20 protein-coding genes are annotated in these 19799 nt (G+C 62.3%); 7 read left to right on the top strand and 13 right to left on the bottom strand.

What is annotated here, in order from left to right:
* Positions 1–5: 5 nt before the first annotated feature.
* The 3 genes from PCS43_RS15240 to PCS43_RS15230 all read right to left on the bottom strand — a co-directional run bounded on the left by PCS43_RS15240 (position 6) and on the right by PCS43_RS15230 (position 3285).
* A complete protein-coding gene (locus PCS43_RS15240; protein ID WP_058037842.1) occupies positions 6–845 on the bottom strand; it encodes an aldo/keto reductase in 840 nt (279 codons plus the stop codon).
* A gap of 145 nt (positions 846–990) precedes the next feature.
* Positions 991–2622 carry an ABC-F family ATP-binding cassette domain-containing protein gene (locus PCS43_RS15235; RefSeq protein WP_030535395.1) on the bottom strand — a complete coding sequence of 544 codons (1632 nt, stop codon included), beginning with the start codon at positions 2620–2622 and terminating at the stop codon, positions 991–993.
* A gap of 66 nt (positions 2623–2688) precedes the next feature.
* The gene (locus tag PCS43_RS15230; protein WP_047270898.1) at positions 2689–3285 is read right to left on the bottom strand and encodes a class I SAM-dependent methyltransferase; all 597 of its coding nucleotides are present in this window, start codon (positions 3283–3285) and stop codon (positions 2689–2691) included.
* Positions 3286–3415: 130 nt separating this feature from the next.
* Here PCS43_RS15230 and PCS43_RS15225 point away from each other — a divergent pair, with 130 nt between their 5' ends.
* Positions 3416–4264: an aldo/keto reductase gene (locus PCS43_RS15225; RefSeq protein WP_037128502.1), complete on the top strand. Its 849-nt coding sequence runs from the start codon at positions 3416–3418 to the stop codon at positions 4262–4264.
* A 64-nt stretch (positions 4265–4328) separates the two neighbouring features.
* Here the strand turns inward: PCS43_RS15225 and PCS43_RS15220 are convergent, their stop codons facing one another.
* Positions 4329–5480 carry an NADH:flavin oxidoreductase gene (locus PCS43_RS15220; RefSeq protein WP_047270896.1) on the bottom strand — a complete coding sequence of 384 codons (1152 nt, stop codon included), beginning with the start codon at positions 5478–5480 and terminating at the stop codon, positions 4329–4331.
* A 202-nt stretch (positions 5481–5682) separates the two neighbouring features.
* Here PCS43_RS15220 and ctaD point away from each other — a divergent pair, with 202 nt between their 5' ends.
* The 3 genes from ctaD to PCS43_RS15205 are packed head-to-tail and all read left to right on the top strand — an operon-like array spanning position 5683 to position 8431.
* Positions 5683–7437 carry an aa3-type cytochrome oxidase subunit I gene (ctaD, locus tag PCS43_RS15215; RefSeq protein ID WP_046379038.1) on the top strand — a complete coding sequence of 585 codons (1755 nt, stop codon included), beginning with the start codon at positions 5683–5685 and terminating at the stop codon, positions 7435–7437.
* Positions 7438–7482: 45 nt separating this feature from the next.
* Positions 7483–7956: a MarR family winged helix-turn-helix transcriptional regulator gene (locus tag PCS43_RS15210; protein WP_003939892.1), complete on the top strand. Its 474-nt coding sequence runs from the start codon at positions 7483–7485 to the stop codon at positions 7954–7956.
* Between the two features lie 55 nt (positions 7957–8011).
* Positions 8012–8431 carry a DUF5313 family protein gene (locus tag PCS43_RS15205; protein WP_042451127.1) on the top strand — a complete coding sequence of 140 codons (420 nt, stop codon included), beginning with the start codon at positions 8012–8014 and terminating at the stop codon, positions 8429–8431.
* Positions 8432–8440: 9 nt separating this feature from the next.
* Here the strand turns inward: PCS43_RS15205 and PCS43_RS15200 are convergent, their stop codons facing one another.
* On the bottom strand, positions 8441–9469 hold the full coding sequence (locus PCS43_RS15200; protein WP_080961285.1) for an NAD(P)/FAD-dependent oxidoreductase: 1029 nt from the start codon (positions 9467–9469) through the stop codon (positions 8441–8443).
* Positions 9470–9502: 33 nt separating this feature from the next.
* Here PCS43_RS15200 and PCS43_RS15195 point away from each other — a divergent pair, with 33 nt between their 5' ends.
* Together PCS43_RS15195 and PCS43_RS15190 are read left to right on the top strand one after the other, a co-directional pair.
* A complete protein-coding gene (locus tag PCS43_RS15195) occupies positions 9503–10129 on the top strand; it encodes a helix-turn-helix domain-containing protein (protein ID WP_007727793.1) in 627 nt (208 codons plus the stop codon).
* Positions 10130–10185: 56 nt separating this feature from the next.
* Positions 10186–10644, top strand: a complete 459-nt coding sequence (locus PCS43_RS15190; protein ID WP_042451126.1) for a GNAT family N-acetyltransferase — start codon at positions 10186–10188, stop codon at positions 10642–10644.
* Positions 10645–10656: 12 nt separating this feature from the next.
* On the opposite strand, the gene PCS43_RS15185 is transcribed toward PCS43_RS15190, so the two are convergent.
* The 6 genes from PCS43_RS15185 to PCS43_RS15160 form a co-directional block, all read right to left on the bottom strand.
* Positions 10657–11193, bottom strand: a complete 537-nt coding sequence (locus PCS43_RS15185) for an AAA family ATPase (protein WP_042451125.1) — start codon at positions 11191–11193, stop codon at positions 10657–10659.
* A 63-nt stretch (positions 11194–11256) separates the two neighbouring features.
* Positions 11257–12051 (bottom strand): MHYT domain-containing protein, encoded by a 795-nt coding sequence (locus PCS43_RS15180; protein WP_003939865.1) that lies wholly within the window; start codon positions 12049–12051, stop codon positions 11257–11259.
* 40 nt (positions 12052–12091) lie between these two features.
* Complete coding sequence (locus tag PCS43_RS15175) at positions 12092–12679, bottom strand: GTP-binding protein (protein WP_003940118.1); 588 nt, start codon at positions 12677–12679, stop codon at positions 12092–12094.
* Entirely contained in the window at positions 12660–13034 is a 375-nt protein-coding gene (locus tag PCS43_RS15170) for a DUF742 domain-containing protein (protein ID WP_007727785.1), read from the bottom strand. The genes PCS43_RS15175 and PCS43_RS15170 overlap by 20 nt, the downstream gene beginning before the upstream one ends.
* Before the next feature lie 5 nt (positions 13035–13039).
* Positions 13040–13456 carry a roadblock/LC7 domain-containing protein gene (locus PCS43_RS15165; protein ID WP_003940329.1) on the bottom strand — a complete coding sequence of 139 codons (417 nt, stop codon included), beginning with the start codon at positions 13454–13456 and terminating at the stop codon, positions 13040–13042.
* Positions 13453–16299 carry a sensor histidine kinase gene (locus PCS43_RS15160; protein WP_230793095.1) on the bottom strand — a complete coding sequence of 949 codons (2847 nt, stop codon included), beginning with the start codon at positions 16297–16299 and terminating at the stop codon, positions 13453–13455. The genes PCS43_RS15165 and PCS43_RS15160 overlap by 4 nt, the downstream gene beginning before the upstream one ends.
* Positions 16300–16677: 378 nt before the next feature.
* On the opposite strand from PCS43_RS15160, the gene PCS43_RS15155 reads away from it, so the two are divergent.
* Positions 16678–17187, top strand: coding sequence for a DUF6630 family protein (locus tag PCS43_RS15155; RefSeq protein ID WP_042451123.1), 510 nt, complete (start codon positions 16678–16680; stop codon positions 17185–17187).
* Between the two features lie 4 nt (positions 17188–17191).
* Here PCS43_RS15155 and PCS43_RS15150 read toward each other — a convergent pair whose 3' ends face one another.
* Positions 17192–18634: a phospholipase D-like domain-containing protein gene (locus tag PCS43_RS15150; RefSeq protein WP_042451121.1), complete on the bottom strand. Its 1443-nt coding sequence runs from the start codon at positions 18632–18634 to the stop codon at positions 17192–17194.
* Positions 18631–19734 carry an NAD(P)-binding domain-containing protein gene (locus PCS43_RS15145; protein WP_042451119.1) on the bottom strand — a complete coding sequence of 368 codons (1104 nt, stop codon included), beginning with the start codon at positions 19732–19734 and terminating at the stop codon, positions 18631–18633. The genes PCS43_RS15150 and PCS43_RS15145 overlap by 4 nt, the downstream gene beginning before the upstream one ends.
* Positions 19735–19799 lie beyond the last annotated feature (65 nt).

Genomic DNA, 19799 nt, shown 5'->3' with positions numbered 1-19799 from the left:
TCGATTCAGTTCAATTCGACTGGATCAGGCCCGACACGGCTGTCGGTGTTCAGCGCTGCGATGGCCGCTGACTCGTCGGCATCGAGTGCGAAGTCGAAGATTGCGGCGTTGTCGCGCATGCGTGCAGGCGTGACCGACTTCGACAGAACGGTGTGACCCTGTTCGAGATGCCAGCGCAGAATTATCTGTGCCGGGCTCTTGCCGTGTGCTGCAGCAATTTTCCCGATGGCCGGGTCGTCGAGGATGGTTCCTTGTCCCAATGGGCTCCAAGCCTCGATTTCGATGCCGCGACTTCGCGCGTACTCCCGTGACGCGTGCTGTTGCAGTCTGGGGTGCAATTCGATCTGGTTGACGGCCGGGGTGATCGAGCTGTGCTCGGCCAGCAGTTCGAGGTGCTCGGGCAGGAAGTTGGACACACCGATCGCCCGGGTGCGGCCGGAGGCGAGAATTTGCTCGAATGCCGCCCAGGTCTCGACGAACAGGCCCTTTGCCGGCGCGGGCCAGTGAATCAGATAGAGGTCGACGTAGTCGAGTCCGAGCTTGTCGAGGCTGGTGTCGAAAGCGGCGAGTGTTCGGTCGTGGCCCTGATCGTCATTCCACAGCTTGGTGGTGACGAACAGCTCTGACCTAGGGATATCCGAACCTGCGATGGCGCGGCCGACTCCGGCTTCATTTCCGTAGATCGCGGCCGTGTCGATGTGGCGGTAGCCGATCTCGAGAGCTGCGGCAGTGACCTCTTCGGTCTGTGCGTCCGGTACCTGGAAAACGCCGTACCCGAGTTGCGGGATGGTGATCGGCTCGCCGGTGGTTCCGTGAGTCAGTGTGCGGTCGGGGATCGACAACATTGAAGAGTGCCTTTCGGGACTGGGATGTGGCAGCTCGACGGGGGATCATCTCATCCGCGGGCCACCTATGCCGCGCATGCAACTATTGCGTGCGCCTGATAAATAGTTGCACACGCGGGTTGTCTGCGCAAGCAGAGTCGATCGGCTACTCCTCGAAGAGCTGTCCGTTCTCCATTCGCCACCGGCGCGTGCTTCGGGTGGACTGCAGCATGCGTCGATCGTGAGTGACCAGAAGGAGGGTTCCCTCGAACGACTCCATTGCCTGCTCGAGCTGTTCGATCGCCGGAAGGTCGAGATGGTTCGTCGGCTCGTCCAGTACCAGTAGGTTCACGCCGCGAGCCTGGAGCAAAGCAAGTGCAGCCCTTGTTCTCTCGCCGGGGGACAGGGAAGCGGCAGATCTGAGTACGTGGTGTCCGCGCAGGCCGAACTTGGCGAGGAGAGTGCGGACATCGGCATCGGGCCAGTCCGGAACCTGCGCACCGAAGGCCTCCACGACTGGTTGATCACCTTCGAACAATCCACGCGCCTGATCGATCTCACCGATCGCGACACCGGAACCCAGCGACGCGATGCCCTCGTCCGGGACGAGTTTGCCGAGCAGGACGTTCAGGAGGGTGGTCTTGCCTGCCCCGTTCGCGCCCGTGACGAGAATCCGATCGCCCCAGTCGATCTGCGTCGTGACCGGACCGAACGTGAACTGACCGCGAGTTACCTTGGCGCCGTTCGTGGTTGCGACAACGGAACCGGACCGCGGCGCCGCCGCGATCTCCATGCGAAGTTCCCACTCCTTGCGCGGTTCCTCGACGACTTCGAGTCGCTCGATGCGGCGTTGAGTCTGGCGGGCCTTCGCGGCTTGCTTCTCCGTCGACTCGGTCCGCAATCCGCGTCCGATCTTGTCGTTGTCTTTGGCTTTACGACGCGCGTTGCGGACGCCGTGTTCCATCCAGTTGCGCTGCATCTGTGCGCGATCTTCGAGATCGGAGCGGGTGCCTGCGTATTCCTCGAACGCCTCGCGTGCGTGCTGGCGGGCGATCTCGCGTTCGGCGAGGTACGACTCGTAGCCGCCGTCGTACACGGCGATGTCCTGTTGTGCCAGATCGAGTTCCACGATTCCGGTGACGGTGCGCGAGAGGAACTCGCGATCGTGGCTCACGACAACCAGTGCTGCGCGCGTCTCGGCGACAAATCGCTCCAACTGCTCGAGACCGCGTAGGTCGAGATCGTTGGTGGGCTCGTCCAACAAGAGAATGTCGTAGCGCGAAAGCAACAGTGACGCGAGGCCGGCGCGCGCGGCCTGACCGCCGGACAATGCCGTCATATGTGCATCGAGTGGAACTCCGAGACCGAGTTCTTCGACCACCTTCTCGGCGCGCTCGAGCAGGTCGGCGCCGCCGAGAGCGAGCCAGCGTTCCAGTGCCGGGGAGTACAGATCCTCTTCGGCTTCGGCCAGGGTTTCGGCTGCGGCGTTCATGACTTCCTCGGCGTGGGCGACGCCGGTGCGGCGGCCGAGGAACTCGAGGACGGTCTCACCCTCGATGCGATCGGGTTCCTGCGCGAGGTAACCGACCGCAGCATCCGGCGGGCTGAGGATGATCGAACCCTCGACGTCGGCGGTTCCGATTCCGGCCAGTGCGGTGAGAAGCGTCGACTTGCCGGCGCCGTTCGCGCCGACGAGGCCGATGACGTCGCCGGGGGCAACGGTGAGATCGAGGTCGGAGAACAGGGTGCGTTCTCCCCGGGAAGCAGAGAGGCCGCTGATGCGCAGTGTTGCAGTCACCTGAGAAGTATCCCCGGTGCTGTGCGCCTTTATTAACCGCGGGCGGTTAATAAAGGCGCACAGCAGTCAGCCACGGACCAGGTGATACCAGCACGGATGTGCCGCACGGACCGGAAGTGGCGATTCACTCACGTCCGCGGCCATGCTCGAGGCCATCGACCAACCGTCGAATGCTCGCATGACGTCCTCCTCCGAGACGCCGTGTGGCATCGGCCAACGGTGCCCCGGTCCGAATGCGAACATCACCATGGACGCCCTGGGTGCGGTGATCGCGTTGACCGACCTCCCGTAGTCCCGTCGTTGATGATCGGTGAGCCCGTGAAAACAGCCGATGTCGAGCACCAGCATGTGCCCGCCGTCGACAGCAATGTGCAGGTCTGCCGCGTCCTCGTGGAGGAACCGGACGTCGACGTGTGCTTCACGCGCGTGTATGCGCGCTTTGTCCAGCGGTTCCTGTTCGGCGTCGACGCCGGTGACGTGCCAACCGCGTTGCGCCAGCTCGATGGAATGGCGTCCGGTGCCGCAACCGATATCGAGTGCACGGCCACCTTCCGGGACGGGAATCGCATCCAGAAGGCCGGACAGTTGAGCGTCGAACCCGTGCCCGGTGTGCTCCCACGGAGTGACACCGACCTTGTAGGCGAGACGATATGAAAGATTCATCGCTCTCTCTTTTCTCGAGGCGATTCCAATACTTGTCTTCCAAGGTAGACCGGCATTTCGGGCGGTACAAGGGCACTGCCCGGAGGTTCGGCGGGGAATGCCTCCCGGCCCTCGCGCGTTGGATCCATATATGACCGAGACCAACGATGTGACCTCTGTACCGACCATTGTTCTGAACGACGGTAAGACGATCCCCGCACTCGGATTCGGTGTGTTCCAGGTTCCGGACGACGAGACGCAGGAGGCCGTCTCCACAGCCCTGAAGACCGGCTACCGCAGTATCGACACCGCCAAGATCTACGGCAACGAGGTGGGCGTCGGCCGCGCGATCGCCGAATCCGGCATCGCCCGCGAAGACCTCTACATCACGACAAAACTGTGGAACGACGACCAAGGCTACGACTCGACGCTTGCGGCATTCGACGCCAGCCTCGACAAGTTGGGTCTCGAGTACCTCGACCTGTACCTGATCCACTGGCCGGTTCCGTCCAAGGACCTGTACGTCGAGACGTTCAAGGCATTCCAGAAGCTCAAGGCCGACGGACGGGTTCGATCCATCGGTGTCTCCAACTTCACCATCGAGAACCTCGAGCGTGTCATCGGTGAAACCGGTGAGGTGCCGGTCCTCAACCAGATCGAGCTTCACCCCAAGTTCAACCAAGCCGAACTGCGCGCCTTCCACACCGGCAAGGGAATCGCGACGGAAGCGTGGAGCCCGCTCGGACAGGGAACCGTTCTCGGCGACCCCGTCATCACCGCTATCGCCGACGCTCATGGCGTCACCGCGGCTCAGGTGATTATTCGCTGGCACCTGCAGATCGGAAACGTGGTGATTCCGAAGTCGGTGACCCCCGAACGTATCGCCGCCAACTTCGATGTCTTCGGATTCGAACTGACACCGGAACAGATCAACGCGATCGGTGCTCTCGACGACCCGGCCGGCCGCATCGGCCCCGACCCGGTCACGCTCGGCAGCTAGTACTTCCGGCAGACCCACAAACGGCACTCCCACAATTGCGGGAGTGCCGTTTTGTCGTGCGAGGTCAGTTCAGGTGTGTGCGATGTTCTGCGGTGAATGCGATGTGCTCGTCCGCGCGTCCGGTGCGGAGCTTCTCGACCCACTCGGGATCGGCGAGCAGCGCGCGCCCGATGGCAACCATGTCGAATTCACCCCTCTCGTACTGAGCTTCGAGACGCTCCAGTCCGGTGACAGCAGATGCAGCGTCGCCGGTGAATGCCGTCGTGAACACGGAATCGAGTCCGACCGAACCGACGGTGATGGTCGGCAACCCGGTCAGCTTCTTCGTCCAACCGGCGAGGCCGAGTGTGCCGTCTTCACCGTCGAGTTCAGCGAATGCCGGTTCCCAATGACGCCTCGTGGACGGATGCAGAACGTCGACGCCGGCGTCGACCAGGGGAGCGAGGATGCGGCCGAGTTCTGCCGGGCTCTGGGCGATACGAGCGTCGTAATGGCCGGACTTCCACTGCGAGAATCGGTAGACGATCGCGAACTCGTCCCCGACGGCCTCTCGGATTGCGGCGACGACCTCGGCCGGGAAACGGGTGCGGGCCTCGAGTGATCCGCCGTATCCGTCGGTTCGGACATTGGTTCCCGCCCAGAGAAATTCGTCGAGCAGGTAGCCATGTGCTCCGTGCAACTCGAGACCGTCGAAGCCGGTGTTCTTCGCATTGAGTGCGGCGTCGACCCACGACTGCTTCAAGTCGTCGAGGTCAGAGGTGGTGAATTCTCGTCCCAGGCGGGTTCCGTCCAGTGCCAGGCCGGAGGGGCTGACGGTTTCGACCTCGGGGTTCAGGCGCGAGTTCTCGCCGCGTTCGACTCCGAGGTGCCACAGCTGAGGAATGATCGATCCGCCTTCGGCGTGGACGGCGTCGACAACCGACTTCCAGCCACCCAGGCTCGAATCGCCGTAGATGCGCGGTACGCGGGTGTGCGGGCCGGCTGCCGGGTCCGGGATGTACGTGCCTTCGGTGATGATCAGGCCGACACCACCTGCTGCGCGACGACGGTAGTACTCGGCTACGTCGGCGCCGGGGATTCCGTCCGGCGAGAAGGCGCGCGTCATCGGGGCCATGGCGAAACGGTTACGCAACGAGAGTGATTTGACCTCGAAAGGCTCGAAGAGGCCGCGCAACGCGGAGGCCTCGGGTGCTGTCGATGTGTCGGGAAGAGTCACGGGTTTGTTCAACGCGGCGGACCCTCGACCTATTCCGCCGCCTGACTTTATCTCACCGAAATCTGCAAAAGGTTGCGTACGTTCGGTTTTCGATAGTTGCTCACGTCGGCCACACTTAGTTTGTGCATTAACTATTAACATGCGATATGGTCGTGCGGAAAGTTCTTGAGGCGGTATCGAGCACGAAAGAGGACGCGCGAGCATGACGACAACGGTGCCGGACGAGCGGACCGGAGAGTTGGAGCCGATTCCGGAGCGGCCGTACCCGAAGCGCCGTGATCCCAAGGGGTCGTGGATGTTCGACATGATCAAGACCACCGATCACAAGAAGATCGGGATCATGTACATGATCACGGCTTTCGTGTTCTTCCTGATCGGCGGCCTGATGGCCCTGTTCATGCGTGCGGAACTGGCTGTCCCCGGGATGCAGTTCCTCTCGAACGAGCAGTTCAACCAGTTGTTCACCATGCACGGCACGATCATGTTGCTGCTGTACGCGACGCCCGTCGTTTTCGGCTTCGCGAACTACATACTTCCGCTGCAGATCGGTGCCCCGGACGTGGCGTTCCCGCGTCTGAACGCATTCGGATTCTGGCTCTTCACTTTTGGTGGTCTCATCGTTCTCGGCGGATTCCTTACGCCGGGCGGCGCTGCCGACTTCGGTTGGACCGCGTACACCCCGTTGTCGGGCGCGGTGCACAGTCCCGGCGTCGGCGCCGACCTGTGGGTCTTCGGTCTGACGGTCGGTGGCCTCGGCACCATTCTCGGTGCGGTCAACATGATCACCACCGTGATCTGCCTGCGCGCACCAGGTATGACGATGTTTCGGATGTCCATCTTCACGTGGAACATCTTCATCACCAGCATTCTGATCTTGATGGCGTTCCCGCTCTTGACCGCTGCGTTCATGGGTCTGTTCGTCGACCGTCATCTCGGTGGGCACATCTTCGACCCGGCGTCGGGTGGAGTTCTGTTGTGGCAGCACCTGTTCTGGTTCTTCGGTCACCCCGAGGTGTACATCATCGCGCTGCCGTTCTTCGGTATCGTCTCGGAGATCTTCCCGGTCTTCAGCCGCAAGCCGATCTTCGGGTACACCGGATTGGTCTATGCGACACTGGCGATTTCAGCTCTGTCGATCGCGGTGTGGGCTCACCACATGTACGCGACGGGTGCTGTTCTCCTGCCGTACTTCTCGTTCATGACGTTCCTGATCGCCGTGCCGACAGGTGTGAAGATCTTCAACTGGATCGGCACGATGTGGAAGGGGCAGTTGACCTTCGAATCGCCGATGCTGTTCTCGGTCGGCTTCTTGATCACCTTCCTGTTCGGTGGTCTGTCGGGTGTCATTCTCGCGAGCCCGCCGATCGACTTCCATGTCACCGACACGTATTTTGTCGTCGCCCACTTCCATTACGTGGTCTTCGGTACGGTCGTGTTCGCCACGTACGCCGGTATCTACTTCTGGTTCCCGAAGATGACCGGTCGCATGATGGACGAGCGTCTCGGCAAGTGGCACTTCTGGACCACGTTCGTCGGTTTCCACGGCACGTTCCTCGTTCAGCACTGGCTCGGCGGCGAGGGGATGCCGCGTCGCTATGCCGACTACCTGCCCTCGGACGGGTTCACGGTTCTGAACTCGGTGTCCACGATCTTTGCCTTCGTGCTCGGTGCCTCGACGCTTCCGTTCATCTGGAACGTCTTCAAGAGCTACCGCTACGGCGAAGTTGTCACCGTCGACGATCCGTGGGGTTACGGAAACTCGCTGGAGTGGGCAACCACCTGCCCGCCGCCGCGTCACAACTTCACCGAGTTGCCGCGCATCCGCAGTGAGCGTCCGGCGTTCGAGCTGCACTACCCGCACATGGTGGAGCGAATGAGGGCGGAAGCGCACGTGGGTCTCACCGGGCAACCCACGTCGACGTTGGAGAAGAGTGACGATCGTCGCCAGATTGATTAGTGCAATAATAGTTGCTGCACTAATTAATCTGATAACATCGGAGTCATGACGACGAAGGCTCCGCAGACGCAGATGGATGATCCGCTGGCTCTCGACCGGCAGGTGTGCTTTGCACTTGCGGTCGCGAACCGGGCGGTGCTGTCCGTCTACCGGCCACTGCTCGAGCCGATGGGCCTCACGCATCCCCAGTACCTGGTGATGCTGGCACTGTGGGGAAAGTCGCCGATGGCGGTCAAGGAAATCGGGCAGGCACTGCAACTCGATTCGCCGACGCTGTCGCCGCTCCTCAAGCGACTCGAGGCGTCCGGGCTGATCACGCGAACCCGTAGCCGCGCCGACGAACGGCAACTGGACGTGGACCTCACCGAAGCCGGTGTGGCACTGCGCGCGGAGGCGGAGAAGATCCCGCCGGCGGTTGTCGCGAAGCTCGGCGTCAGCCTCGCCGAACTCGAAGAACTCCACAACGTTCTGACGCGGGTCAACGAGGCCGCGCTCCGCGCCGGAGCCTTGGACCAATGAGAGAAATGTGATGACTGCATCCGAAAAAAACGTGATGACTGCGTCAGTACCGTCGATGCGTACCGAACAGGTGACTTCCGTGACTTCCAAAAAGCAACGTACGAGCCCGAATCCTCTTCAGTGGTTGGGTTATTCAGTGGGGCGCAAGCTGCCCGATTCGATGCAGGACTGGGTACGAAACGACCTGATCGGTGACTGGGCCGTGCCGCGTCACCTGATCCGAAGCATGGTGCCGTTCATTCCAGTGTTCGCGGCCTTCATGCTCTTCCCTGGGCCGTGGGCCCTGCGGGCGTCGATGGTGCTGCTCGGAGTGCTTCTGGCGCTGTTCTATTCGGTCTCCTACATGGCTCAGAACAGGTCGCGTCGCCTCGAGCGTCACGGTTTGCCTTCCGACCTCGAGAACCCGAAGAAGATCTCGCGCCACGACGCCGAGAAGGCCGCCTACGAGAAGTTGCACGGCGGCCCCGCGACGTAGACACCTCGGTCACATGCCGTGGAGGGCGCTGCCGCCGTTCAACTCGCAGACGCGTTGCTCCACGGTCGCCGAGAAGCCCCCTTCCGGCTCGGTCGAACGAAGAGCCGATTCGACATCTTGCTCGACCAGATATCCGTTGATCGCGATTGCCGCGGTCGAACCTGCCGCCGCAGCATTGATTACCTGGGCGCGAGGGTCGACGACGTTGCCGGCGCCCCAGATACCAGGAACACTGGTGGCGCCGGAACGATCGACAGCCACGAATCCCGTGGGGCTGGTTTTGCAGCCGAGTCGCGTCAGATGTGCGTCGTTCGGAACGAAACGCGGCGCAACGAACAGTGCTGAGCGCGCAACAAGTTGGCCGTTGTCGAGTTCGACGGCTTTCAGTTTGCTTTTCTCGCAGACCAATCCAGATACCGATCCGTCGGCAACCGTCACTCCTCGGGCAGCCAGTCGCGCGCGTTCGTCGGGGGTGAGCGAGATCTTGTCGGGGAAGAACGTCACATCCGACGACCACTGTCGGAGTAGAAACGCCTGGTGAAGTGACATCTCGCGAGCGTCGCCGCCGAGAACGCCGATCGGTTGGTCGCTGATCTCGTACGCATGGCAGTACGGGCAATGGAGCACGCTTTGTCCCCAAAGCTCCTGGATGCCTGGTATTTCCGGGAGTGAATCCCGTAGACCGGTGGCAACCAGCACAGTACGAGTTTCGAGCGTCGTGCCTCCTGAAAGTTCGACGACAAAGCCGGGTTCGATACCGCGCCAGGAGATGTCGACTACGTCATCTTGTGTCAATTCCACTCCGTACGTCTGCAATTCGCTGCGTCCGACGGCGAGCAACTCACGTGGCGCCATGCCGTCGCGCGAGAGGAAGCCGTGCATGTGTGCTGCCGGTGCGTTGCGCGGTTTGCCGGAATCGATGACGGCGGCCGAGCGCCGAGCACGACCCAACACCAGGGCTGCGCTGAGTCCGGCGGCGCCACCGCCGACGATCACGGCGTCGAGGATCTCAGTTTCAGTGTGTGTTCGCATGAGCACAGATTGCTCGCGGAGGGGGTTCTTCAGCAACTAATGTTGCCATTTCTGGGAATCGTCGTCAGACTCGGCACCATGAATGTCAACGGTCCGCACATCGATGCCGCCATCTCGCAGATCGGCGCGCGCCTCAAACGCATTCGTACACAGAGGAACGTCACGCTCACAGCGCTGTCCGAGTCCACCGGTATTTCGAAGAGCACCCTGTCGAGGCTCGAAGCGGGGGAGCGTCGCCCGAGCTTGGAGTTGCTGCTTCCGATCGCGCTTGCCCACCAAGTGCCGTTGGACCAACTGGTGGCGGCACCGCAGGTCGCCGATCCACGCATCCAGAGTGCGCCTCGAAGCGTCAGTGGGCGAACGGTATTGCCGCTGACTCGGCAACCGGGTGGGTTGCAGGCATTCAAGATGACCATCCCGGCAAGCCAGACGGAACCGGATCCCCAAGTGCACGACGGCTACGAATGGCTGTACGTGCTGTCGGGGAGGTTGCGGTTGGTGTTGGCCGATCACGACATCGTGATGGGTACGGGTGAAGCTGCTGAATTCGACACCCGAAACCCGCATTGGTTCGGCAGTGACGGGCGCGGCCCGGTCGAGGTACTGAGTCTGTTCGGCCCCCAAGGAGAACGCATCCACGTTCGGGCCAGGCCTTCGGCGAAGTGAAGGACAGTCATACTTTCATTCGGTACTGCCGGAAGCGAAGAGGACAGTGAGGATCTGTGCGAATCGAAATTGACGACCTGAGTCGGGATGCGGTCCGTGCTCTACTCACCGAACATCTCGCCGACATGCACGCGACCTCGCCCGCGGACAGCGTTCACGCGCTGGACGTCACGGGGCTGATGGATAGCTCTGTGACCATGTGGACGCTGTGGAGCGAAGGTGACGAGTTACTCGGTTGCGTCGCACTCAAGGAACGGTCGTCGGCGGGCGGCGAGATCAAGTCGATGCGAACGTCATCGGCAGCAAGGGGGCGTGGCGTGGGAACGCGACTTCTTCAACACGTCGTGGACGAGTCGAGACAACGAGGTTACCGGCAACTCGAATTGGAGACCGGTACGCAAGAGTTCTTCGATCCAGCTCGCCGGTTGTACGCGAAATTCGGGTTCGTGCCTTGTCCACCGTTCGGGAACTACCGCGAAGACCCGAACAGCGCATTCTTCGTTCTCACCTTGTGAGCAGCTCGCACGCTACAGCATCTTGGCTGTGATGCGTCGTACTGCACTGTCGGGGTCCATGATTGCGGTGTCGAGCACCAGCCGTTCCGTAGTCCACGGCTCGTAGTCTCGATCCAGAATTTCCTGCCACGCCGGTAGTACGAGATCCGGGATGTCGACGACTCGCCGTTCAGCGCGTCTGCGATGCTCGTCGGGATCCGAACAGATGACCTCGACACCGAGCAGGCGCGCCGAATTATGTTGTGCGGTAGCGGACCAGGCGTTTCGTGTCGCCTCGACGGGGTTGACGCATTCGACCACGACCGAAAGTCCCAGTCGCAATTGTTCGGCGGCGAGCGCGTACCCGGTGATGTATCCGGCGGTCCCGGACGCGTCAGCGATACCGCTGCGTATCAGCGCCTGTTCGATGGTATCGATCCGCACGAAGGGGATTTGGTGACGCTGCGCAAGCGCCCGCGCGATCGTCGACTTGCCGGTGGCCGGCAAACCACCGATCACGACCAGCGTTGCGCGAGTCGATGGCTGGGGGTTGTGTCCGGCATCCACCATCCCCGAAATGTACGGGGCGTTGTCGATTTACGTGAACTCGCCCCGTACTCGCCCCGTACTCGCTCAGTTCGAGATCGCGAACTCTCGTGCTTCGAACGCCAGATCGTCGGCGGCGGATTCCATTCGTGCCGTCGCGCGGTTGGGTGCTGTCAGCACTGCGACAATCGGAACTGCCAACGCCAGCAGGCCGAGAACGAAGACAGGGAAGAGGAACGAGAACACTTCGAGTCCCTGTGGCGCCGGGGCTGCCGCGTCGTGAACAACCTCGACAGCGGCCATTCCGGTGTAGTGCATACCGACGACAGCGATGCCCATGATGATTCCGGCGACAAAACGCAGAATCGTGGACTCGAGCACCATGGTGAACCACAGTGCAGCGGTTCCGGCGACGACTGCGATGAGAACCGACAGTGCAACGAAGAGCAGGTCGTAGTGGATCTCGCCCTGAAAGCGCAAGGCGCGCATACCCGTGTAATGCATGATGTTCACGGCGAGACCGGTTACCACGCCCCCGATCAGAAGCCGCGTCCAGCGAAATTCGGTCCCGATGATCAGCAGGCCGACAAACACGGCCCCTACTGAGATGATCGCGGAGATCACGGTCCATCCGAGGTTGTATCGAATGGGACTGCCGGGGACCGCGAAGCCGAGCATGGCGATGAAATGCATGAGCCAGATGGCGACGCCACCGATCGACAAGGCAGCCATGGCGAGCCATCGCATGCGTGTGGCGGTTGTCGTCGCCGACGCTGAATGCCTGGTGCACGCCAGGCCGACTACCGACCCGACCACGGACACGACGTAGGCGAGTCCGAGCAGCCAGATTCCCATCGAGAAATGGTGCATTTCATCCGACATGCCAGTTCCTTTCGGCGACGATTCGCATCTGGTGATTCATCTAGACGACTGCTTCAGCTGCAAGTCGTTCGAGGGAGTATTCGGTGACGGCGATCAGCGCGCGTTTGGCTGATTCGCGGTTTCGGGCGTCGATCTCGATCATGGGAACCCGGTTGGGTAGAGCCAACGCCTGGCGGAGATCGCTCGCCGAATGGATTGGTGCGCCGTCGAAACGGTTGACCGCCACGATGAACGGGAGGCCTCGCGCCTCGAAGAAGTCGACTGCGGCGAAGCTGTCTTCCAGGCGACGCGTGTCGACCAGAATGACCGCACCGATCGCACCGGTGATCAGGTCGTCCCACATGAACCAGAAGCGGCGCTGTCCCGGGGTTCCGAACAGATAGAGGACCAGGTCGTCGGCGAGAGTGATGCGCCCGAAGTCCATCGCGACCGTCGTGGTGCTCTTGTCGGGAGTGGATCCGAGATTGTCGATACCGTCGCTGGCGTCGGTGACCATGGCCTCCGTGCGAAGGGGGACGATTTCGGAGACGGTCCCCACAAGTGTTGTCTTGCCAACACCGAAACCCCCGGCGATCACGATTTTTGTCGATTTCACGCGAGACGATGAGTCAGAGTGCCCGAAGTCCACTGAGGGTCCTTTCGATCAGTTCGCGTCGCTCGACTCGAGATGCGTCGCTTCGCAGAGTGGCATGTATTTCCAGTGATCCGGCTACTACGAGGTCGGCGACCAGTACCCGCACGACTCCGATCGGAACACCCAGGTGGGCAGCGATCTCGGCAACCGAGATCCGCTGCTCGCAGAGTGCGACGATCGATGCACGAATATCCTGCGGTGCAAGATTGTTCGAGACCGCGTCTTCGATCGTCGCGATGATCGCTTCGAGTGGGAGGTCGATGGACGGCAGGGTCCGACCTTCGGTGAGCGCGTACGGCCGGACCAAGCTCGGTTCGGCGTCGTCGTACTCGGATTGATGGTGAGGCATCGAACTCAAATGCCCTGCGATGTTCTCGGGGCAATGTCCATGGTGGTGCCGACGCGATCGACGAGAGTCGCCATTTCGTAACCGATCTGGCCGATGTCGCATCCGGCGACAGCGAGAGCGGCAAGGTAAGCGCCACTACCGACGCCCATGAGAAGCAGGTAGCCGTTCTCCATCTCGACGACGGACTGCATGACGGCTCCACCGTCGAAGAGGCGTGACGCCCCCGCGGACAGGCTGGCGAGTCCGGAAGTGACAGCGGCTAATTGATCGGCCCGATCGAGCGGAAGATGTGTGCTCGAGGCCGTCAACAACCCGTCGGCTGAGACGATGATCGCGTGACTCACACCCGGCACGTCTCGGGCAAAAGCCGATACCAGCCAGTCGAGTGCGCGGGGAGTCTCTTGGGCTCCGACAGTGTTCACTGTTCTCCTTCATCGTTGTGCAACATCGTGGACGATTCGAAAGACTGTCCGCCATCGGGCTGATGGTCGGCAGCGCGCCGACGCCCTCGTTGTACTCCGGATTGGTAACTGCTCCAACCACGTTGGACGTCCGCCGGATTGGATGCATGGCGCTGTGTCGTTCCACCTCTCCCGACTGCGCCGGGAACCAGGCGGGCTCCGCGGTCTCGAATGGGAAGTCCGGAATCGGCGATCTTGGTGACCGGCATCTCGAACGAGGTCCGAGCGGCCAGCCAGCCTTGATCCGCGTCGGTGGTCCACGCACTGCCGGTGGAAGCAGCTGACGTCTCCGCCGTCGGGTCCACGAGCCACTCGGACACCATCCGGGCGAAAATCGGCATCGTGGTCGGGGCAGCGAGTACGCCGTTCGAGTTGCCGTCTCCCGCGCCGTCAGCGCGCGTCGATGCGCGAGCAGAGAGCCCGTCACGGGTGCGCGAGGAGAAGAACGCCGCAGTGTTTGTCGGCGTCGGGGCTGAGAGCCGGTGCCGTGGCGGCGGGGTTGTCGACGGGTGTGGACCCACCGGGATCTCGGGACCCTGTGCCGGCGAGGTGAATTCCGGCGAAGGAGTACGCACGGGAAGGGACGTCGATGCGCTTGTGCCTTCGGGATCGGGCAGAGGAGCGAAGGACGACACGGAGGTGGCGGGTGCAGCAGTGGTCGGAGTCGAGGTACTGACCGCCGGTACTCCACTTGTGCCCGGAGTGCGACGTGGCAACCCCGAAGGCGCTGTTGTCGTGGGAATGGATTGCGGTGTGATCGGGGCGAACGTCTCAGTCCGGTCGGTGCTGTTGCTGGGCGTTCGACGCGGGAGATCTGCGAAACTTCTGGTCGCAGGCTGCGGGGGTGCCAATTCGGTCGGGACGGGCTGTGACCAGGACGGTTCAGACGGTGCGGGCGGCGGAGTCCGATCGAGCGTGGGCACGGGTCCGGTTCGCGGCGTGCGGATCTCGGGTCCCCGAGAAGAATCGAGTATCGACGTCGGTAGGAGCACCGTTGCGGTGATGCCGCTGTGCGTCGACGACGTTGCCGTCGGGCGCAGGCGCACAGAGATGTTGTAGCGACGACTGATTCGGCTCACGACGAACAAACCCATGCGACGCGCTGTATCCGCGCTCATCTCGCCGCCGGCGGCGAGGCGCTCGTTGGCATCGAGGATATCGGCAGGCGACATGCCGATACCGAGATCTGCGATCTCGACGATCATGGAGCCGTCGATGGTGCGGGCAGCGTTGATGGAGACGGTGGTCTCCGGCGGGGAGTACCGCAGAGAATTGTCGAGCAGTTCAGCGATGAGGTGAACGACGTCCGGGGCAGCATGACCGGTGACGACTCCGGGCGGTATCTGCCCGAGTTCGACGCGTCGATATTCCTCGACGCCTGATACCGCCGCACGAAGGATATCGCCGAGAGCGACGGGGGCGGTTCTGGCGCGGCGTACATCGGTTCCGGCGAGAACCAACAAGTTGTCGCCGTTTCTACGCATTCTCGCGGCGATGTGGTCGAGCCGGAACAGATTCTCGAGGCGACGAGGGTCGTCTTCGTCCTGCTCCAACTGTTCGATCAAACCGAGTTGCTGGTCGACGAGGGACTTGTTACGCCTCGACAGCGTTTCGAACATGTCGTTGACCTGGCGCCGCAGGGTGGCCTGCTCGCCGGCCAGCGTGATGGCCTGACCGTGCATGTCGTCCACCGCGCGTGCAAGCTCGCCGATTTCCTCGTGGGTGCGGATCGGTACACGGGCGAAGTCGACGTCGTCGATACTGGCACCTGCGCGAATTCGTTCGATCGCGTCGGGGAGTCCGCGTCGTGCTGCTTGCAATGCGGCAAATCGCAGCCGACGGATCGGATCGATGAGCGATCGGCTGATGACGAGGGCGATGGCCAGTGCCAGCAGGACCGCGCCGAGCACGATTGCAGTGTCACGAAGTGCTGCGGTTCGTGCTGCATTGGATTCAGCGGTGACGGTATCGCCGAACTCGGTGACGGTGGTGTCGGTCAGGCTGTTGTACTGGTCGTTTCCGGATTTCAGATCGGTACCGACGCGGCTCCCCAGAGGAGAGGTCGACGGGGTTGATCCGAGTGCGTTGATCCGGTTCTGAGCGGAGTTGCTGAGGGTCCGGACGGTGTCGTTGCTCCCGTCGATGGCGAGAATGTTGTTCAGAGCGACCAGTTCGGCACCGGCGGCACTGACCATCGAGGTACGAGCCTGCTGGTCCGGATCACCTGAGCCGAAGAGGATTCGTTGTTCGGCCAGTGCTCGTCGCGCATCCCAGAGTGCTGAGAGTCGGCCACCCTCTTCGCGCAGCGCCGGACGCTGAGAATGCTCGACGACGCTGGTGAAGGTGCTCGAGAGTGCGCGAGAGACTTCGCCGACCCGCGAAACCAAGCGTGCGGGAGCCACCGCGCCGGCGGCGACCTCTTCCATGATGGAACGGCTCTCTGCGAGCGCCGAAGTCACTTGGTCGTTGAGGTCGTCGTCGGACTGGAACGCGCGCGCGGCGTCGACCAGTTGATCCATTGCGTCCGAAACCGCTTGTGTGGCGGGGCCGGTGTCAGTGCGTGCCGATGCGGCTTCGGCGAGCTCGTACAGCGCGGATTCGAGATTGATCGCGGCGGGCACAGCGAGGGCGCGCTCGGACGAGGAACTCAGCTGTGCGGCTTCTTCGAGTTCCGTCTGAACGCGAAGGGCTCCGAGGACGACGGCGACGATCATCGGCAATGCGAGAACGGCGATGACCTTCCATCCCAGGCGCCATTCGCCGATCGACCACCAAGAGGTTGTCGTGTGTGAATCGTGTTTCATGCGGAACATGGCCCCTTCACGTCAACCCCCCGTGGGTCATTGCCCGAACCCCTTCGATCCGGTTTGACCAGAAGGGGTAGTTAGCTGAACGGTAACAGACTGTTCGCTGGCTCGCTACATCCCAGTTGGCTTCTTGGATCGCCGATGACTATATCCGGATTGTAAGGCCAGGTGAAAGGGTAAACGGACAAGTGCGGCGAATGGGATAGCCGGAAAGTCCAATTTGGTAGCTCGGCGAGCGGTGTTGCCCGGGAATTCGTGGAACTCACGGCAAGCATCTGGCTCGTGTCCCGACATCGAGGACACGTCCGAACGAGGCGCACACGCATGTCAGAATGTGGAAACCGCACCGATGACCGAATTGAACTTGGAGCCATAGTGAGTGGAACTGCTCGCGACGCGTTGCGCGCGATCGCCGAACTGCTCGCCCCTGACAGCGCTGTTGTCATCGATCGTGTGACTCTCGCGATCGACCAGCCGGAACGGTATGTCGAAGTACAGAACGAGTTGTACTCACAGACGCTCGAGAAGCCGCACCCGGAAATGGCGTGGTTTGCTCTCGTCGACGCATTGCACGAACAAGAACGCCTGGTCTGGGTGGATTGGAACGAGGGCGCTGCCGAGGTTCTGGGTCAGCTGCGAGTGCTCACGTCGGCGCCGGCAGGATCGTGGGAGTGGGCGGACAGTCTTGCCATGGGCTTCGATCGAGCTGCCGGACTCGAATCGCTTCTCGCCCGTATCGTCGACAACATCACCGATACGGGCGTTTCACTTGCCTGGCTCGACAGCGACAGCGATACGTTTCTCCTCGCGCTCGTCCCGAGTGTTCACGGTGCAACGCTCGTCGAACTCGCGCTGGCAACCGGGCACTGCGTGCGCGTGTTCTAGAGTCTCAGCGTTTGCCGAGCAGGCGGCGCAATCCTTCGATTCGATCGCTCAGTCTGGGTGGCGTGCGCTCGGGATCCATCAGTGCATTTTCAGCGAGCACGTGGTCTTCGCCGTCGACTGTGTTCCGGTCGAATTCGCGCAGACTGCGAGCGTCGGAGGTCGCGAGAGCGCGAACCGTCGACAACAGTGACTGCTCGCCCAACGCGTCGTCGACTTCTTCCTCGGTGACGTCGAGGTGCTCGCTGAGTAGGCGGCGCCTCAATCCGATGATCGAGGCGCGCAACTCGACATCTGCGTCGTCGTCGGATTCGACGGCGATGTCGCACTCGGTGTCGAAGCCCATCGAACGGTTGTTGAGATTCGACGACCCGATTCGCAGGAGGCGATCGTCCATCACGAGAACCTTGGCGTGGACGTAAATAGGTGCGCCAGAAGAGGTCACGGGATAAAACGCCCCGAACCGGTCGTGGATATCGGCGGACCACAGCAGATGCAACAGGTCGTGGCGCGCCCCGTCCATCGCCTTTTGTTCCAGCCAACCGTCGGCGTTGCGCGGAATGACCAGAACGATCTCCGGTCCGTCGTCCTCACGCAGGCGCGCGGCAATCGCCTCGGCCAGAGTGCGTGAGGCGAGGTACTGGCTTTCGATGTACAGCGTGTGCTCGGCCCCGGCGATGGCCGCGAGATACAGCGCCTCGATCTCACGCACCTCCGTGCGTTCGCCGAGCTCCGGCAATGTTCTGGCGACGGCTACGTCGACAACCCGCAAGGTGGGCGCCAGATTGACGGGCCACGGAGTCGCGGTGCTCTCGACCGGTGTGAGATCCTCGCCGGTTGCGGATTTCCAACGTGCCCGCGCCAATTCGCCGATGGCCGCCGCCGCATTGCCGTCGACCGCCGTGGTCGCGTCATGCCAAGGGCCGTAACGCCTTCCACTCGGAGTGATTCGGTAATCGTTTCGGTCGACGTGATCCGAGGTGTCCCAGCGGTCCACAGTCATGTCGATGCCGCCGCAGAACGCCAGGGCGTCGTCGATGACGATGATCTTCTGATGGTGCGCCGCGCCCACCGGATGGGCGCCGTCGATCTCGAACCGAAGGCGCTCGTCGGTCAACCAGTTGGACACGAAGACGGGAGTCATACCGCGGCCGATTGCGGTGAACGCGCCGATGTTCCATTTGAGTACGAGGATTTCGAGGTCGGGTTTCTCGCGGACGAGCCAGCGGAGGAACATTCCCAACCGGTTGGGGCCGTCGAGAGTCTGCTTGCCTGGTTCGAGTTTGATGCGCGTGTCGAAGTCCCAGCCGATCAACATGATTCGCTTCTCAGCTTGCAGCATTGCGGACTTCGCATGATGAAAGTAGTCAGCGGCGTCGACGATGCAGGCAAGATTGTCCGCCGGTTCGATGCGCCAGCAGGTTTCGCCCGGAACAAGGATTCTGTTCATTCGCCGATTCCCAGGTACGCGGTCAGTTCGCGCGCTGCCGCTTGGCCGGCGCGGTTGGCTCCGATCGTCGACGACGACGGTCCGTATCCCACCAGGTGCACGCGAGGGTCGGCTTCGACCTGCGTGGCGAGGCGCCCGGTCATCGGGATTCCGCCACCCGGTCCGCGCAGGTGCAACGGCGCCAGGTGATCGAGTGAGCTACGAAAACCGGTGCACCACAAGATGACATCGGCGTCGGCGACGGTACCGTCGGCCCACTTCACGCCGTTCGGAAGAATTTCGGAGAACATCGGCAGTCGATTCATCACACCACGCTCTCGCGCTGCCCGGATGGCAGGCGTTACCGGGAGGCCGGTCACCGAGACAACGGATCCCGGTGGCAGGCCGCGTCGTACACGATCTTCGACCATGGCAACCGCAGCGCGGCCGATGTCCGGCGTGAACGGCTCGTCGCGGAACTCGGGTTCGCGCCGCGTCACCCAGGTAGTGGTCGTGACGCGTGAGATCTCGTCGAGCAGTTGGACGGCCGAGATCCCGCCGCCGACCACGACGACATGTTTGCCTTCGAACTCGGCAGCGGTTCGATAGTCCTTCGTGTGCAGTTGTCGGCCACGGAACGACTCGGCCCCGCGATAGTGGGGGATGAAGGGCCGCTCCCAGGTCCCCGTCGCGTTGATCAAGCCTCGCGCCGCGAATACTCCCTGGTCGGTCTCGATCCGCAGGCGCTCTTCCCTCGGACACACCACTCGCGTGTGTACCGGGCGGTGGACGGGAAGTTCGAATTGCTTTTCGTACAGTTCGAAGTAGTGGGGGACCGCCACCGATGCAGGCACCTGTTCGGCGTCTGTACCGGTGGTTTCCGCGAAGGACATTCCCGGGAGGTCATGGACGCCGTTGACGGTGCTCAGTGTCAGGCTCGGCCAACGGAACTGCCACGCTCCGCCCGGCCCCGACGCATGATCGAGCACCACGAACCCCGATTCGGGCTCGATTCCGAACTTGCGCAGGTAGTAGGCGGCGGAGAGTCCGGCCTGTCCGGCGCCGATCACCACCACGTCAACCGGGTGTGGTTGCTGTGCGGCAAGGTCGTCTGTACTCATCGGTAATCTAACCTCCTGATGTACAGAACTTAGCTGCAGAGAAGTATGCGGACGGTATCGGCGCC

Source organism: Rhodococcus sp. C-2 (genome assembly GCF_027854095.1).
GTDB lineage: Bacteria > Actinomycetota > Actinomycetes > Mycobacteriales > Mycobacteriaceae > Rhodococcus_F > Rhodococcus_F qingshengii.
This window is presented reverse-complemented; position numbering and strand designations above follow the sequence as displayed.

Coding starts and splice junctions, on each gene's coding strand:
- PCS43_RS15160 (WP_230793095.1), bottom strand. CDS start 16,299: ATGAAACACGATTCACACACGACAACCTCTTGGTGGTCGATCGGCGAA.
- PCS43_RS15230 (WP_047270898.1), bottom strand. CDS start 3,285: ATGAATCTTTCATATCGTCTCGCCTACAAGGTCGGTGTCACTCCGTGG.
- PCS43_RS15185 (WP_042451125.1), bottom strand. CDS start 11,193: ATGGTGGATGCCGGACACAACCCCCAGCCATCGACTCGCGCAACGCTG.
- PCS43_RS15195 (WP_007727793.1), top strand. CDS start 9,503: ATGTTGCCATTTCTGGGAATCGTCGTCAGACTCGGCACCATGAATGTC.
- PCS43_RS15240 (WP_058037842.1), bottom strand. CDS start 845: ATGTTGTCGATCCCCGACCGCACACTGACTCACGGAACCACCGGCGAG.
- PCS43_RS15205 (WP_042451127.1), top strand. CDS start 8,012: ATGCGTACCGAACAGGTGACTTCCGTGACTTCCAAAAAGCAACGTACG.
- PCS43_RS15180 (WP_003939865.1), bottom strand. CDS start 12,051: ATGTCGGATGAAATGCACCATTTCTCGATGGGAATCTGGCTGCTCGGA.
- PCS43_RS15210 (WP_003939892.1), top strand. CDS start 7,483: ATGACGACGAAGGCTCCGCAGACGCAGATGGATGATCCGCTGGCTCTC.
- PCS43_RS15170 (WP_007727785.1), bottom strand. CDS start 13,034: ATGCCTCACCATCAATCCGAGTACGACGACGCCGAACCGAGCTTGGTC.
- ctaD (WP_046379038.1), top strand. CDS start 5,683: ATGACGACAACGGTGCCGGACGAGCGGACCGGAGAGTTGGAGCCGATT.
- PCS43_RS15150 (WP_042451121.1), bottom strand. CDS start 18,634: ATGAACAGAATCCTTGTTCCGGGCGAAACCTGCTGGCGCATCGAACCG.
- PCS43_RS15225 (WP_037128502.1), top strand. CDS start 3,416: ATGACCGAGACCAACGATGTGACCTCTGTACCGACCATTGTTCTGAAC.
- PCS43_RS15145 (WP_042451119.1), bottom strand. CDS start 19,734: ATGAGTACAGACGACCTTGCCGCACAGCAACCACACCCGGTTGACGTG.